The sequence below is a fragment of the Niveibacterium sp. genome, from assembly GCF_041909475.1.
Taxonomy (GTDB): domain Bacteria; phylum Pseudomonadota; class Gammaproteobacteria; order Burkholderiales; family Rhodocyclaceae; genus Niveibacterium.
On sequence record NZ_JAYRDJ010000007.1, the window covers coordinates 51,621 to 67,522 of the forward strand.

At 64.8% G+C, this 15,902-nt stretch carries 7 protein-coding genes; 4 read left to right on the plus strand and 3 right to left on the minus strand.

Features of this window, described 5'->3' with window-relative positions:
- Positions 1-11 precede the first annotated feature (11 nt).
- Positions 12-3,173: an efflux RND transporter permease subunit gene (locus ACE3P0_RS07140; RefSeq protein WP_374401307.1), complete on the plus strand. Its 3,162-nt coding sequence runs from the start codon at positions 12-14 to the stop codon at positions 3,171-3,173.
- Complete coding sequence (locus tag ACE3P0_RS07145; protein WP_374401309.1) at positions 3,166-4,596, plus strand: efflux transporter outer membrane subunit; 1,431 nt, start codon at positions 3,166-3,168, stop codon at positions 4,594-4,596. Before ACE3P0_RS07140 ends, ACE3P0_RS07145 begins: the two co-directional genes overlap by 8 nt.
- Positions 4,597-4,722: 126 nt before the next feature.
- Here ACE3P0_RS07145 and ACE3P0_RS07150 read toward each other — a convergent pair whose 3' ends face one another.
- Complete coding sequence (locus ACE3P0_RS07150) at positions 4,723-5,178, minus strand: universal stress protein (protein ID WP_374401311.1); 456 nt, start codon at positions 5,176-5,178, stop codon at positions 4,723-4,725.
- A 181-nt stretch (positions 5,179-5,359) separates the two neighbouring features.
- Here ACE3P0_RS07150 and ACE3P0_RS07155 point away from each other — a divergent pair, with 181 nt between their 5' ends.
- Positions 5,360-6,481, plus strand: a complete 1,122-nt coding sequence (locus tag ACE3P0_RS07155) for an ABC transporter substrate-binding protein (RefSeq protein ID WP_374401313.1) — start codon at positions 5,360-5,362, stop codon at positions 6,479-6,481.
- Positions 6,478-9,981 (plus strand): ATP-binding protein, encoded by a 3,504-nt coding sequence (locus tag ACE3P0_RS07160; RefSeq protein WP_374401315.1) that lies wholly within the window; start codon positions 6,478-6,480, stop codon positions 9,979-9,981. Before ACE3P0_RS07155 ends, ACE3P0_RS07160 begins: the two co-directional genes overlap by 4 nt.
- Here ACE3P0_RS07160 and ACE3P0_RS07165 read toward each other — a convergent pair.
- Together ACE3P0_RS07165 and ACE3P0_RS07170 are read right to left on the minus strand one after the other, a co-directional pair.
- The gene (locus ACE3P0_RS07165; RefSeq protein ID WP_374401316.1) at positions 9,941-11,134 is read right to left on the minus strand and encodes a two-component system response regulator; all 1,194 of its coding nucleotides are present in this window, start codon (positions 11,132-11,134) and stop codon (positions 9,941-9,943) included. The two genes, ACE3P0_RS07160 and ACE3P0_RS07165, sit on opposite strands and share 41 nt — an antisense overlap.
- 13 nt (positions 11,135-11,147) lie before the next feature.
- Positions 11,148-15,848: a PAS domain S-box protein gene (locus ACE3P0_RS07170; protein ID WP_374401318.1), complete on the minus strand. Its 4,701-nt coding sequence runs from the start codon at positions 15,846-15,848 to the stop codon at positions 11,148-11,150.
- Positions 15,849-15,902: the final 54 nt, after the last annotated feature.

Below are 15,902 nucleotides of genomic sequence, written 5' to 3' on the forward strand. Positions count from 1 at the left end.
GGCACTGAGCCATGTTCTCCCGATTTTTCATAGACAGGCCGATCTTTGCCTTCGTCATCTCCATTTTCATGGTGCTGGCGGGCTTGGCGGCGATGCGCAGTCTGCCAATTGCGCAGTACCCCGAGATAGCGCCACCGGTAGTGCAGGTGACCGCGGTATACCCCGGCGCCTCGGCCAACGTGCTGGAGCAGACGGTCGCAGCGACGCTGGAAAACGCGATCAACGGCGTCGAAGGCATGATGTACATGCAGTCGACCTCGACCTCCAGCGGCGTGATGACGATTGCCGTGACCTTCGAGATCGGCACCAAGGTCGATCAGGCGGCGCTCAACGTCAATAACCGCGTCAAGCAGGTTGAAGCCAAGCTGCCGCTGGAAGTACGGCGCCAGGGCGTGACGGTGGAGAAGGGCTCTTCGTCCTTCCTGCAGGTGCTCGCGTTCTACTCGCCGGATGGCCGCTACGACGATCTCTTCACGTCGAACTACGTCACGCTGAACGTGCTCGATGCCTTGAAGCGCATTCCGGGTACGACCAACGTGCAGATCTTCGGCGCCAAGGACTACGCGATGCGCGTGTGGATCCGCCCGGATCGCATGACGCAGCTGAAGGTGACGGTGGCTGACATTGCCGCGGCGCTGAATGAGCAGAACGCGCAGTTCGCGGCCGGCAAGGTGGGTCAGGCGCCGACCGGCGGCGGGCAGGAGATGGTCTATACCGTGACCACCAAGGGCCGGCTGTCGAGCGTCGAAGAGTTCGAAAACATCATCGTGCGCGCCAACCCGGATGGCTCTTCGCTGCGCCTGAAGGATGTTGCTCGCGTTGAGCTGGGCTCGAAGGACTACGACTTCATCGGCCGCATCAACGGCCACCCGGCAACCCTCGTCGGCATCTTCCTGCAGCCCGGCGCCAACGCGCTGGATGTTGCGGCAGAGGTGAAGAAGACGCTCGCCGGCATGTCGGATCGCTTCCCGCAGGGCTTCACCTACAGCGTGCCCTACGACACCACGCGCTTCGTTGAAGTCTCGATCCGCGAAGTGCTCAAGACGCTGGGCGAAGCAATGGTGCTGGTGTTCCTTGTCGTCTTCCTGTTCCTGCAGAACTGGCGTGCGACGCTGATCCCGACGCTGGCGGTGCCGGTGTCGCTGATCGGCACCTTCGCCGGCCTGCATCTGCTGGGCTACTCGATCAACACGCTGACGCTGTTCGGTATGGTGTTGTCGATCGGTATCGTCGTCGATGACGCGATCGTGGTGCTGGAAAACGTCGAACGGATCATGCACGAGGAAGGGCTGCACGCTCGCGAAGCGGCGATCCAGGCGATGAAGGAAGTGACTGGCCCGGTCATCGCGATCGTCCTGGTGCTGTGTTCGGTGTTCGTGCCGATCGCCTTCCTCGGCGGGCTGACCGGCGAGCTGTTCCGCCAGTTCGCGATCACGATTTCGATCTCGGTCACGCTGTCGGGCATCATCGCGCTAACGATGACGCCGGCGCTGTGCGTGCTGATCCTCAAGCACGAGCACAAGCAGACCAACCCGTTCTTCCTGCGCTTCAACGACTGGTTCCACCGCGCCACCGGCCGCTACATCGGCGGCGTGACCTGGGTGATCCGCCGCTCGGGCATCGGCGCAGCGTTGTTCCTTGCCATGGTTGCGGTGACCGCCGGGCTGTGGAAGTTCACGCCGGGCTCGCTGGTGCCGGACGAGGACCAGGGCTTCTACATCTCGGCGGTGTTCCTGCCGGACGGCGCATCGCTTGAGCGCACCGACAAGGTCGTCAAGCAGGTCATCGACGCGGTGAAATCCAACCCTGCGAACCAGGACGTCGTGGCCTTCACGGGTTTCGACTTCATCGGCGGCGGTTACAAGAACAGCGCGGCCACGCTCTTCGTCACGCAGAAGCATTGGGACGAGCGCAACGTGCCGGTCACCGCACTGGTTGGCGAGCTGTATGCCAAGACCGCGGGCATCAAGGAGGCGCTGGTGCTGGCCTTCCCGCCGCCGGCGATCTTTGGCCTGGGCAGCACGGGTGGCTTCGAGTTCTACATTCAGAACCGCGGTGACGGTGGCTCGAAGAAGATGGCCGAGGTTGTTGGCGCCTTCCAGGCCGCGGCTTCGCAGAGCAAGGTGCTCGCTGGCGTGCAGACGCTGTGGCGCGCCAACTCGCCGCAGCTGTACGTGGATGTGGACCGCAACAAGGCCAAGGCGCTGGGGGTGAATATCGACGATGCGTTCAACACGCTCGCGGCGTCCATGGGCACCTACTACGTGAATGACTTCAACAAGTCGGGCCGTGCCTGGCAGGTGCTGATGTCGGCCGATTCGAGCTATCGCAAGCGGCCGGACGACATCGGGCGCATCTACGTGAAGAGCAGCAAGGGCGGGATGGTGCCGCTGTCTGCCTTCGCCCATGTCGACTACACCGCGGGCCCGGATCTGCTGGAGCGCTACAACAACCTGCCGGCCGTGAAGCTGCTCGGCAACGCCGCACCGGGCTACAGCTCGGGCCAGGCCATCGCCGAGGTTGAGCGGATCGCGAAGGAAGTGCTGCCGCCGGAATTCAGCTACGACTGGACGGGCTCGTCCTACCAGGAGAAGCGGTCTTCGGGCACTTCGGGCCTTGCACTCGGCATGGCGGTGGTGATGGTGTTCCTGATCCTGTCGGCGCTGTACGAGAAATGGTCGCTGCCGTTGTCGGTGCTGCTGGCGCTGCCGTTCGGCACCTTCGGCGCGCTGGCTGCGGTGTGGCTGCGCGGCTTCACGAACGATGTGTACTTCCAGATCGGTCTCGTGACGCTGCTGGGGCTTGCGGCCAAGAACGCGATCCTGATCGTCGAGTACGCGTTGCTGAAGAACCAGGAGGGCTTCCCGCCCGCCGCGGCAGCGATCGAAGCGGCACGCCTGCGCTTCCGCCCGATCATCATGACCTCGCTGGCCTTCATTCTCGGTGTGCTGCCGTTGGCAATCTCGCACGGTGCCGGCGCCGGGGCGCGGCAGAGCGTGGGTACCGGGGTGATGGGCGGCATGCTGGCGGCCACCTTCCTCGCGGTGTTCTTCGTGCCGCTGTTCTACAAACTCGTGATCGACCGCCGCCTGAAGACGCCGGACGATGAACTGATTGCACCCCCGCATCACCCGCTCGCCGAACTGGAGCAGGAAGGGAAGAGCCATGACTGAACGAAACAACAACGCTGACGCAATGCGCCGTGGCCGCTTTGCGCTGACGCTGGGTGCCGCCCTGGTGCTGGCCGCCTGCGCCGGTACGCCGAAGGCACCGCCGCAAATGGAACTGCCCAAGGCGGCCGAGCAAACCGCACCCGCCGCGATCACCGAGTGGTGGCACAGCTTCGGCGACCCGGTGCTGGACGCCTATGTCGCGGAAGCGCTCGCGCACAACGGCGACGTCGAACTGGCCGCCGCCCGCGTGCGCCAGTCGCGCGGTGCGCTGGCCGCGGCGCGCACCAACCTGCTGCCGACGGTGGATGTAGGTGTCACCGGCGCACGGGTGCGCAGTGCGGACGACACGCGCCAGCCGGGTCAGCCGAAGTTTGCCAACACCTTCACTGGCGGCTTCACGGTGGCGTACGAGATCGACCTGTTCGGCCGCCTTGCTGCCGAACGCGAAGTGGCAGCGCAGAACCTGGCCGCCAGCCAGTACGGCCAGGAAGTAACCCGCAGCGCGATTGCAGCGCAGACTGCACGCGCCTACTTCACGCTGCGCGCGCTGGATGCCGACGAGACGCTCTACGCCGGTACCCTGAAAACCCGCGACGAGTTGCTCGCGTTGCAGAAACGCCGCTTCGATGCCGGTGTGATCGGTGCGTACGCTTACGCCTTGGTCGAGGCTGAGCGTTCCAGCGTGGCGGCGGCGCTGCCGCGCATCCGTGCGGCGCGCGAGCAGGCCGAAGTGGCGCTGTCGCTGCTGCTTGGCCGCAGCCCGCGCGAGCTGGCTGAACGCTTGCCGGAACGCGGTAGCCCGGTCGACGTGCTGGCGCGTGCGCCGGAGATCCCGGCTGGACTGCATGCCGAACTGCTGCAACGCCGCCCCGATGTACGTGCGGCCGAGGCGCAGCTCGCAGCGTCGAGCGCCAACGTGGAGGCCGCACGGGCACGCTGGTTCCCGACCATCAGCCTGACCGGCTTCTTCGGCGGTGAGAGCGGTTCGCTGTCGGATCTGCTATCGGGTGCCACGCGCAACTGGAACGTCGCTGGCGCGATCGCGCAGCCGCTGGTCGGGCTCGCACGCGTGTCGGCCGATGTCGACCAGGCCAAGGCGCAGCGTGATCAGGCGGAGCTCACTTACCGCCAGGCGGCGCGGCAGGCCTATGCCGATGCGCTGTCTGCGCTGTCGTCCGCGCGTGGTGCGCGCGAAGCCCTGCAGGCAACCGAGACGCTGCGCAACAGCCGCACGCGGGTCTATGAGCTGGCGGCGAAGACCTTTGGGGCAGGGCAGACCAGCCGGCTCGATCTGCTGGACGCAGAGCGTGAGCGGCTGGAGTCCGAACGCCAGCTCGTGACGGCACGGCGCGACCGGCTGACTTCGCTGGTCGACGTTTATCAGTCACTCGGCGGCGGCTGGAGCGAACAGCCCGGCAGCTAAGTCAGGCAACGCGCGATGTTTGAACCAAAAGGGCCGCTACTCAGCGGCCCTTTTGGCTTTTTAGGCGCCCTTTGTCAGCACAGGCGCTGCAGCGAATCTGCGTGCTTCGGCGGCTGGGCTTCGCGCCTAGTCGTTTGCACGCACGACGAATACCGAGCATTCAACCTTGCGCAACACCCGCTCGGCGACCGAACCCAGCACCAGACGCTGGAACCCGCGTCGGCCGTGCGAGCCGATCACGACGAGATCCACGCCGTTGGCGATGACGGCGTGTGCGATCTGATCGTCGGCGCGTTCGTTATCAGATTCGAGCAAGACGGTTTCCATCCGCAGGCCAGGCCGGTCGAGCTTGGCTTTCGCTTCGGCCAGCACCGCCTCGCCCTCGGCTTTCCATACGCGTTTGACATCGGTTCGCGACAGCAGCAGCGGATCGCTGCTCTGGCGGATTGGCATTTGCCCTTCGTCGAGGGCATGGGCAACGATAAGCAGTGCCTCGTTGGCGACTGCGAGTCCGGCTGCGACATCGAGCGTTTTGGCCGATGCTTCGCTGCCGTCGATGGCGACCAGAATCTTTTGGAACATGGTGTCTTCTCCGGGCTGGCTAGGGCGCGGCGCCACGATCGGGTGGTGCCGCGTTCTTGGCCTATATGCTGAACTGATACCGCTCAAACGGCTTTGTTTTGGCGCAAAGGCCCCCGGGCGGCTTCAAGTCCGTGCGCCTGCGGCCGTAGGTAAACGCGGGCGCCAGACAAAGGGGAGGCCGATGCGCGCGATGACGGGGCAGGTATGGCGGATCGCATGGCTCGGTGTGCTGCTCTGCCTCGCATCCTGTGGCCGGCCAGAGCCGATCCGTATCGGCTTCGTCGGCGGTTATTCCGGTCGCGTCGCCGACCTTGGCATCGACGGGCGCAATGGCGCCACGATTGCGGTTGAAGAGCTCAATGCGCAGGGCGGTGTGCACGGCCGCCCGCTTGAATTGGTGGTGCGCAACGACGAGCAGGATGCCGACAAGGCGCGTCAGGCGGTTAATTCGCTGATCAGCGAACGGGTTGCTGCCATCGTGGGCCACACCACCAGCGCGATGTCGGTGGCAACCGTCGATCTGGTGTCGCAGCAGCAAGTGGTGATGGTGAGTCCGACCTCGACGGCCGACGAGCTGAGCGGTCGCGACGACTATTTCTTTCGCGTGGTGGCAGCAACACGCTTCAACGCAGCGCGCAACGCCGCGCACTATCTGGCCGGCGGCTTCAGGCGTGCAGCGGTGATTTACGACCTGAACAACCGCGCCTATTCCGAGAGCTGGTACAAGGCCTTCGTCTTGCCCTTCGAAGCCGGCGGCGGCAAGGTGCTCGATACGCAGACCTATACCTCACGCCCCGATCTTCATTTCAGTGCGCTCGCCGAGCGCCTTCTGGCAAGCGGGCCAGACCTCATCGTGATTGTGGCCAACGCCGTGGATACCGCGCTGCTCGCGCAGCAGGTGCGCAAGCGCAATGCCACTGTGCAACTGGCCTCCGCCGAATGGGGCGGGTCTGACCGCCTGATCGATATGGGCGGCGCGGCGGTGGAGGGGATGTTCGTATCGCAGTACTTTGATCGCTTCGACAAGAAGCCGGCATTTCTTGCCTTTCGCCAGCGCTACCGCGAACGCTTTGGTGATGATCCGGGCTTCGCCGCCGTGTGCGGCTACGATGCGGCGCGCATGGTCATCACCGGGCTGGCCGAGCAGCGCGGCGGAGAGACGCTTAAGCAGACGCTGTTGCGCCTTGGGCAGTTCGAACTGTCGCAGGGCACGATGAAGATCGATCGCTTCGGCGACACCCAGCGCACCGTCTACGTCACGCAGATCCGCAACGGGCGCTTCGAGGTGGTGCTGGCGCCATGAGCCGACGGATCTCGCTGCGCCGCATCCTCTCGTGGCAGTTTGCAGCGGCCGGGCTGCTGCCGCTGTTACTGGTGATCGTGGCGCTGCTTGGCTACTTGCTGCCATCTTTCGAACGCTCGCTGCGGGCGCGCGACAAGGTGCTCGCGAACGCTATCACCGAGCAGGTAATGAGTTTTCTCGCCGCCCCCACGCAGGGGCTGGATACCGCCGCAGCAATCCTGCGCAAGGCGGTGCCACTCAACCAGCTATCCACGATGTTCGATGCGCTGGCCGCTGCGCGAGGGCAAACCGGCGCACTGATGCTGGTGGACTACGAGGGGCGGGTTGCCAGCGTCGGTTTGCCGGAGCGCTGGCAGGCCTATCGCGACAACTTCATTGGCCTCTCGCTCGGCAGCCAGCCTTATGTGCGCAACGCGTTGCGCGAGAACCGCCCGGTGTGGTCGGAAACTTACCTGTCGCCGATCGGCGGCCAGATCTCGGTGGCGCTGGCGGTGCCGGTAGAAGGGCAGGTGCTGGTTGCGGAGGTGGATGTCGACCGCCTCTCGCAAAGCGTGGCGGCCCTGCGGCGGGGCGGCAATGTGCTGGCGGTGCTGGTCGACCGCGCCGGCCGCGTGATCGCACATCCGGACAGCAGCAAGGCGCGCGAGCAGGTGAACCTGAGCGATATCGATCTGGTCCGCAAGGGTTTGCATGGAGAATCGGCAACAGGCCGTTTCTTGCTGGACGGGCGCGAGTACATCGGCAGCGCGGTACCGATTCCGACGCTGGGTTGGGCGGCACTGATCGGCCAGCCGACCGATGAAGTGATGGGGCCGCTGTATGCCGCAGCCGCCATTACCCTGGCCGGGCTGCTGCTGGCCACCGGACTGCTGCTGTTCGTCGGCAGCCGTACCGCGCGCCGCGTGGCGAACCGCCTCAACCTCGTTGCTGCGCGCGGACGCGCGATCGCCGACGGCAAGCAGCCCGCCGCCCTGCCGCCGACGCGCGTAAGCGAGTTCGCGCAGATCGGCGAGTCGCTGGACACGATCTTCGAGCGACTGCGCGCCCGAGAGGGGGAAGTGCGGGCTGGTGCCGAGCGCTTGCGCACCTTGCTCGAAGGCGCCCCGATGGGGGTTGTGGAGGTACGGGTCGAGGCATCTGGCCGGCTGGTCGTGCTGGGGGCCAATCCACTCGTTGGCCGCGTACTGCTCGTTTCGGACGAGGCGACGCGCGGCCATTCGCTGCAGGGCGCCTATGCCGGCTTCGACAACACGGTGCTCGAACATGCCTGCCAGCGCGTGGCCCGCGACGGCGGCAGCGTTGCGCTGCCCGGTTACGAGTACATCGCGCCGGGTTGCGAGCGGGTGCTGGATCTGGTGGTGTTCCGGCACCATGCCGGCGTGGTTGCCCTGTGCTTCCACGACATGACTGAACGTGTCGCGGCGGAACGCGCGCTGCGCGATTCCGAGCTGCGCTTCTCGGCCGCTTTCCTGGCCGTGCCGGACTACGTGACTTTGTCGCGGATCTCGGATGGCACGATCTACGATGCCAACGACGCGTTCGAGCGGGTTACCGGCATTCCGCGTGCGCGGGCGATCGGTCACACCTCGGTCGAGCTGGGGCTCTTCGTGAATCCGGAACAGCGCCACGAGATTGCGCGCAGGGTGATGAGCGAGGGGCGCGCGGATCGCATCCCGATCGAGATGCGTCGCGCCGATGGCGGGGTGTCCGAGGGCGTGGTGAGCGCGCGGCAGGTGAGCATTGCCGGCGAATCCTGCATGGTGGCGGTGATCCGCGACGAAACCGAGGTGCGCCGTGCGCAGCGGGCATTGGCCCGTCTGGCCTCGGCCGCAGGCCGTAACGCGCTGCGCAGCCTGCTCGACGCGGCCGTCGAAGGGGTGGGCTTCTCGGCTGTGGCGGCGCTGGCCTGCATTGTTGGCGACGAAGCGGTCGAGCTATCCGGCTTGCGCAGCGCTGATGGTGACGAGGTGATGGGTCGCTTGCCTGCACCTGCGCTGGCTGCTGCCGTGCGCAGTAACCAGTTTGCCGAATGGATGCCGACGGCGGCGGATGCGGCGGCGATGGCACCGCTGCTGGGCGTGCATCCGCATCTGCTGATCACCGTGCCCGTACGCGGCGACGGTAGCGGTGCCGAGGCCCTGCTGGTGGCTGTGCCACATGCGCTGGAATTTGCGGATACAGCGCGTTCGCTGGTGCGAATGGTGGCCGAACGCATCGGCCAAGAATACGCGCGGCTTCGCGCCGAAGACAATCTGCGCCGCAGCCAGAAGCTCTTCAGCCAGCTCTTCCATGCCTCGCCGGTGGCCTTGTCGGTCAGCGCCGTGCCGGGCTACGTGATCCAGGATTGCAACGAAGTCTGGTGTCGCCAGTTCGGTTATTCGCTGGAAGAGGCCATGGGCCATACCGGCCTTGAGTTGCATCTGTGGGTGCGTGCGGCCGAACGCGCTGCGCTGCTCGAAGACCTCGCTCAGCGCGGCGAAAGCCTTGGTCGCGAAGCGTGGATGCGTCGCAGCGACGGCGGCGAGATCCTCTGCGCGGTGTCTGGCCGGCTGATGCGCGACGGCGAACGACAACTCCTGATTCTGTCGCTGATCGATGTCACCGCCAGCCGACGCAACGAGCAGGCGGTGCGTGAAATGAACGCGACGCTGGAGCAGCGCGTTGGCGAACGCACCGCGCAGCTGACGCGCGCCAACCGGGATCTGTCGGACGCGCTGACGCGGCTCGAACAGGCGAAGGACGAACTGGTTCAGTCCGAGAAAATGGCGGCGCTCGGCAGTCTCGTGGCTGGCGTGGCGCACGAACTGAACACGCCGATCGGCAATTGCCTGACCGTCACCTCCACACTGAGCGAGGCCTCCACCGTGTTGGTGCGTGAGGCGAAAGAAGGGCTGCGGCGCTCTACGCTGCATGAGTACATCGAGACCGCCGAACAGGCGAGCGACATCCTGCTACGCAACCTCTCGCGCGCTGCGGAATTGGTCGCGAGCTTCAAGCAGGTGGCGGTCGACCGGGCGAGCTCCAACCGACGCGAATTCCGTGTTGCAGAGGTGATGGACGAGACCTTGCTGATGCTCAGGCCAACGCTGAAACTCAAACCCTATCGGGTTGATACGGTGGTGGAGCCTGATCTGGTAATGGACAGCTTCCCCGGCCCGCTAGGGCAAGTGTTGAGCAACCTGGTCAACAACGCCATCGTGCATGGCTTCGAGGGGCGCAATGACGGGGTGGTGGTGATCGAGGCGCAAGCCGATAGCGCAGACGCCGTCCGCATCACGGTGTGGGACGACGGCGTCGGCATCAGCGAGGCGATGCAGCGCAGGGTGTTCGACCCCTTCTTCACGACCAAGCTGGGGCGCGGTGGCAGCGGGCTCGGCATGCACATCGTGCACACCATTGTCACCGGGCTGCTCGGCGGCACGGTTGAGCTGCAGAGCGCCGAGGGGCAGGGGACGACCGTTACGCTTTTGGTGCCGAAGGTGGCGCCGCCAACTCCATGACCCGGCCCACCGCCTGAAGGAGCTGCTCCGCCTTCTCCGCAATGTCGTGATCGGTATCGACGAAGCGCGAGGCGATCTCGCGAAAGCGATCCTGGATGGCAAGGAAGGCGTCGACGATGTCAGGGTCGAAATGGCTGCCGCGGCCCTCCCGGATGATTGCCACCGCTTTCTCATGCGGCATCGCGGCCTTGTACACCCGGCGTGAAATCAACGCGTCGTACACATCGGCCACCGCCATCAGCCGCGCCGACAGCGGGATCGCCTCGCCGGCGAGCCCCTCCGGATAGCCGCTGCCGTCCCACTTCTCCTGGTGCGAGTAGGCGATGTCCTTCGCGTGCTTGAGGAAAGGCACCTCCATGCCGAGCTGGCGTTCTGCGTGCAGGATCGCGTCGCGCCCGAGCGTCGTGTGGGTCTTCATGATCTCGAACTCTTCCGGCTCGAAACGCCCCGGCTTGAGCAGGATGCGGTCCGGAATGCCCACCTTGCCGATATCGTGCAGCGGGGCAGACTTGAACAGCGCGTCGATCGTGCGGTCGTCCAGTTCCGCGGCAAAGCGCGGGTGGGTCTGCAGTTCGCGCGCGAGCGCATCGACATAAAACTGGGTGCGGCGAATGTGGTTGCCCGTCTCATTGTCGCGGGTTTCCGCCAGCGAAGCCATGGCGAGAATCGTGACATCCTGGATCGCCTGCACTTCCCGCGTGCGGCGTTGCACTTCCGCTTCGAGAAAGGCGTTCTTGTCCTTGAGGAAATCGGCGCTCGCCTTTACGACAAGGTGGGTGTGCACCCGTGCGAGCACGATCGGCGGGCTGATTGGTTTGGTGATGTAGTCGACCGCGCCCAGGTCTAGCCCTTTCTTCTCATCTTCGAGGTCGCTCTTGGCGGTCAGGAAGATCACCGGGATGTCACGCGTGTTCGGCTGTGCCTTGAGGCGTTCGCATACCTGATAGCCATCCATGCCCGGCATCATGATGTCGAGTAGGATCAGGTCCGGCGGCGATACCGACTCTGCAATCTTCAGTGCCTTCTCGCCGTTGTTGGCAATCTTCACCTTGTAGCTGTCCTTGAGCAGACCGCTCATCAGTGACAGGTTGTCCGGCGTGTCGTCTACCACCAGCACGGTTGGGCGGTTGGCGTTTTCAATCATGTTGTCCATGTTGTTCCCCGGTTCAGTTCAGATTGATGCCGGCTTGCGTGGCGGCTGCCTTCAATGCGACAAGGGCGGCTTCAAAGTCGAAACTGCGAACGCTGGCGCCAAGTGCCTGGCTTGCATCACCAAGGCCCGCGACCAGCAAGGCTGCATGTTGCTCGAACAGATCGCAGGCCTCGGAATCGTCGTCTGCGAGCAGGGCAGCGAGTTGTTGGATCACGTCAGACAGTTGCTTCATGTCCACCGCTTGCGCAGGGGCCGACACTTCCGCCGGCAGCGCAGCCTGCAGTTGTTCGATCAGTTTGGCCAGCGGTGGCGCGAGGCGGGCGAGCGCTGCGTCGATGGTTCCGCGCCCAGCATGCGCGTGGATGGCCGCTTCCAGCTCGGCCGCGAGCGCCTGGATCGACGTCGCACCGATGTTGCCCGCAACCCCCTTGGTGGTGTGGGCGATGCGTTCTGCCGTGTCGTGGTCGGCGGCATCAAGGGCTGCGCGTAGCTCATCGCAACTGCTGGTCTGGCCCTTGATGAACTTGCGCAGCATGTTGAAGTACAGAGGGCGCTTGCCAAGCGTGCGTCGCAGGCCGGCCTCGCAATCGAGGCCCTCGATCACTGGCAGCGGCAGTGCATTGACTTCCTCGGCGGGTTGCGGCGTTGGGGCCTCTTCGGCCGCGGGGTTGCTCTGGTCGCGCGGGGCGATCCACTTGATCAGCGTCGCCCACAGCGCGTCAGGTTCTATCGGCTTGGCGAGGTGATCGTTCATGCCGGCTTCGAGGCAGCGCTCGCGATCTGCCTGCATGGCATTGGCGGTCATCGCCACGATCGGCATGGCGGCGTAGCGTTCGTTGGCGCGGATCTCGCGCGTAGCGGTCACGCCATCCATCACCGGCATCTGCATGTCCATCAGCACCAGATCGTAGGGTGAGCGGGTGAGGCAATCGAGCGCGATAGCGCCGTCGTCAGCGATATCGACGACGAAGCCCGCGTCGCGCAACAACTCGCTCGCCACCTGTTGATTCAGGTCGTTGTCTTCCACCAGCAGGATGCGCGCGCCGCGCCGATGGCTCAGTTGAACCAGGAACTCGTCCGGCGTACTGGTGAAGCTGGGTTCGCCGTGCAGCTCGGTGCGGTTGCTCAGCGTGCGTATCGCGGTATCGAAGAGCGTGGATGCATTGACGGGTTTGATCAGGATCTCATCGAGGCCGGCATCTTCGGCGCCGCGCATCACTTCTTCGCGCCCGTAAGCGGTAACCATCACCAGATGCGGTGTGGTGGTGAGCGGCATCTCGCGGATCTTGCGTGCGGTCTCGATACCGTCCATGCCCGGCATGCGCCAGTCGAGGAATACGATTTCGAACGCTTCGCCGCGCGCGTCAGCGGCCTTGACTTCGTCCAGCGCCTCCAAGCCGCTTGGTGCCTGCGCAACGCGGAAGGTCATCGATTCGAGCAGGTCGGAGAGCACGGCGCGTGCATTCGCGTTGTCATCGACGACGAGTACCGGCCGATTGCGCAGATCCAGCGTCGGCATCAGTTTGCGCGCCCTCGCTTCGCCTTTGGGGAAGCGGGCGGTGAACCAGAAGGTGCTGCCTTTGCCGGGTTCGCTATCGCAGCCAACGCCGCCGCCCATCAGTTCGGCCAGCCGTTTGCTGATTGCAAGCCCGAGCCCGGTGCCGCCGTATTTGCGCGTGGTCGAGGTGTCAGCCTGCTGGAAGGACTGGAACAGCCGCGCGCGCTGTTCTTCGGTCAGGCCGATGCCGGTGTCGCGTACCGCAAAGTGCAGCAGCACATTGTCGTCGGTGTCTTCGAGCACCCGTACCACGACGTCGATCTCGCCGGTCTCGGTGAACTTGACCGCGTTGTTAGCGTAGTTGATCAGTATCTGACCGATCCGCAACGGGTCGCCAAGCAGGATTTCGGGAACCGTCTTGTCAATATCGAACACCAGTTCGAGGCCCTTGGCAGTGGCCTTCTCGGAGATCAGGTTGGCGACGTTGTCGAGCACCTTCTCCAGTTCGAAGCTGGTCGATTCGATGCCGAGTTTGCCCGCTTCGATCTTCGAGAAATCGAGGATGTCGTTGATCACCCCCAGCAGATGCTGGCCCGACTGCTGGATCTTGCTGATGTAGTCGCGCTGCCGCGGCGTCAGCTCGGTTTTCATCGCCAGATGCGACATGCCGATGATCGCATTCATCGGTGTCCGGATCTCGTGGCTCATGTTGGCGAGGAAGTCGGACTTCATCTGTGTCGCCTCTTCGGCGATCTCACGCGCCCGCCGCTGGGCCTCCAGTGCGGCGCGGCGTTCGGTTACATCGTAGAACCACGAAAGCAGGCAGCGCTCGCCTTCATGCTCGATGAAGCGTGAGCTGATCAGCGCCCAGAAGCTGGTGCCGTCATCGCGCCGGAGTTCCGTTTCCTGGTCGCGGACTTCGCTGCCGTCGCGCAGTCGTTCGAGTAGCACCAGGCGTTGCTCCGGGTGTGCCCAGAAGTCGATGAAGCTGCGGCCGACTGCCGTATGCGATGCGAGCCCCAGCAAGCTGGCGAGTTTGCGGTTGCAGAAGCGCACCGTGCCGCCTTCCGCCACGATGCCGACACCGGCCGGGCTGTCTTCCAGCATCGCGCGCAGCCGTGCCTCGTTTTCGGCGACGGCACGCTCCGCTTGCTTCATGCGCGTGATGTCGACGATCACGCCAACCAGGCCCGCCGGCTTGCCGTCGGCGTCTGCAAACCCGGTGGTGGAATACAGCGTGTCGTGGATGCGCCCGTCGGCGAACTGCATCGATGTTTCGCGCTCCTGGTGCGCAATGCGGGCGATGATGTCTTCATCCTCGCGCTGATACTCGATGCGCGCGGCTTCGGGCAGATAGTCGAGATCCATCACCCGCTTGCCGACGAAATCTTTGCGCCGGGTGCCAAAGGTCTTCTCGTAGTTGCGGTTGCAGCCGATGAAGCGGGCATCCGCGTCCTTGTAGAACACGGCGTTGGGCATGGCGTCCATCAGGGCCTGCGTGACGGCGAGCTGGCGCTCGACGCCCTCCTGCGCCGCCTTCAGATCGGTCAGGTCGCTGGCCATCAGTACCGCATCGAAAAAACTGCCGTCCGGCGCATGGATTGCGGAGACCACCAGTTCCGCCCAGCGTGTTTCGCCCGAGGCCGAAACGAAGCGCGTGACCACGCGAAGCACGGAGGTCTCGCCATGCACCAGCCGGGTATAGCGCGCGGCGAAATCGCGGAAGTCTTCCGGGTGGATCAGTGTTTCGATGTTGGTGCCGGGGATCGATTCGCGCCGCAGCCCGAGGCCTTCAGCGAACGCAGGGTTGCAGCGTTTGATGGTGCCGCCAGCGTCGCAACTCGCAATGCCGGTGCCTGCGTTTTCCACCAATGCGCGGAAGTAGGCTTCGCGCTCGGCCAGTTCGGTGGTGCGCCGCGCGACCTTGCCTTCGAGGGTACGGTTGGCTTCCTCAAGCTCACCGGTGGCCGCTTTCAGCAGACTGCGCATCGTCTCCTGCGCTTGGGCGAGTTGTGCAACCTCTGCCAGGCGGGTGCCGATCTGCACCGGCTCGGCCAGCTCCATGCGCCCGATCCGTTCCGCTTCGCTTGCGAGTTCCGCGAGCGGTTGGCCGACGTTTGCGGCCATGCGTCGGGCGATGAAGAATCCGAGAGCCCACAAACCCACCAATATCAGCACGGCGGGCAGCAGGAGGCGTTTCCCGGTGCCCATAAAGTCCGATTCGGGCATCACCGTGATCGCAACGAAATGCTGGTCCCCCGCGTGGATCCTGATCATGCGTGCGAACCAGTCATCCGATGTGCCGGGCGGCTGGAAGCGGCTGAGCTTCACATCGACGCCGCCACTCCGCTTCCAGTATTGGAATGCCCCGGCCAGCAAGGTGAACGGCGAGGCTTCGATCGGCTGCAGCGCTACCTGCCGCAGGGCTTTCTCGTCGCTCGCGGCAGGGTGGTGGGGGGCGCCGATGATCTTGCCATCTTCCATTAGCACGGCAACGCGACCATTGTTGCCGACCGTCATGGTGCTGGTGAGGTGGGAGAAATCCTGCAGTAGCACGTCGACGGCGTAAACGTAACGCAGGCCCGTTGCAGGATCGCGCCAGCGCACCGATGCCGTGATCCCGGGATCGCCGGTGGTGCGAAAACGGTAGGGCTCGGTCCACACGACCTGCATGTCGTCCTTGGCGGCCATCGCTTTCTGGAACCAGGGGCGCTTGCGCGGATCGTAGTCCGACTCTTCCCACTCCTCGGAGAGTTGGTCCAGCGTCGGGCTGAACTCGATCCAGAGGTGGCGCTTGCCCCAGTCATCCACCCGCGATACCCGGTTCTTCCAGCCGCCCTCGGTCCGGAGCAGCAGAATCTCTTCGCCGCGTTCGCTTGCGATGTGTACCGAACCGATCAGGGGGCGATGCTTGACGACTTCGACCGTCAAGCGATTGAACGTCGATTGGTCGACAGCGTTGATGACACGGCTGTGCCCCCAGCCCGCAGAAGTCAGCACACTGCGCTCGATCGAGGCGACGGCTTCGCGGATGCGGTCTTCAACGCTTGCGCCCGCGCTCTGCGCGTCGGACGCGGCGAGGCTGATGAGCATCGGTCGCGCCTGCAGGAAGTAAAACAGCAGCGCGAACGAGGTGACGGATAGCAGCACGAGCAGCACGATCTGTCGCGTCAGGCGCTGGCGCAGGCTCGGCAAGCGCTTGGCTGAGTTGGTCATCGTTTGCGCATCCTCCATCGCGACGGTCGCTGCTGCGGGTGTCCGTGCTGGCCG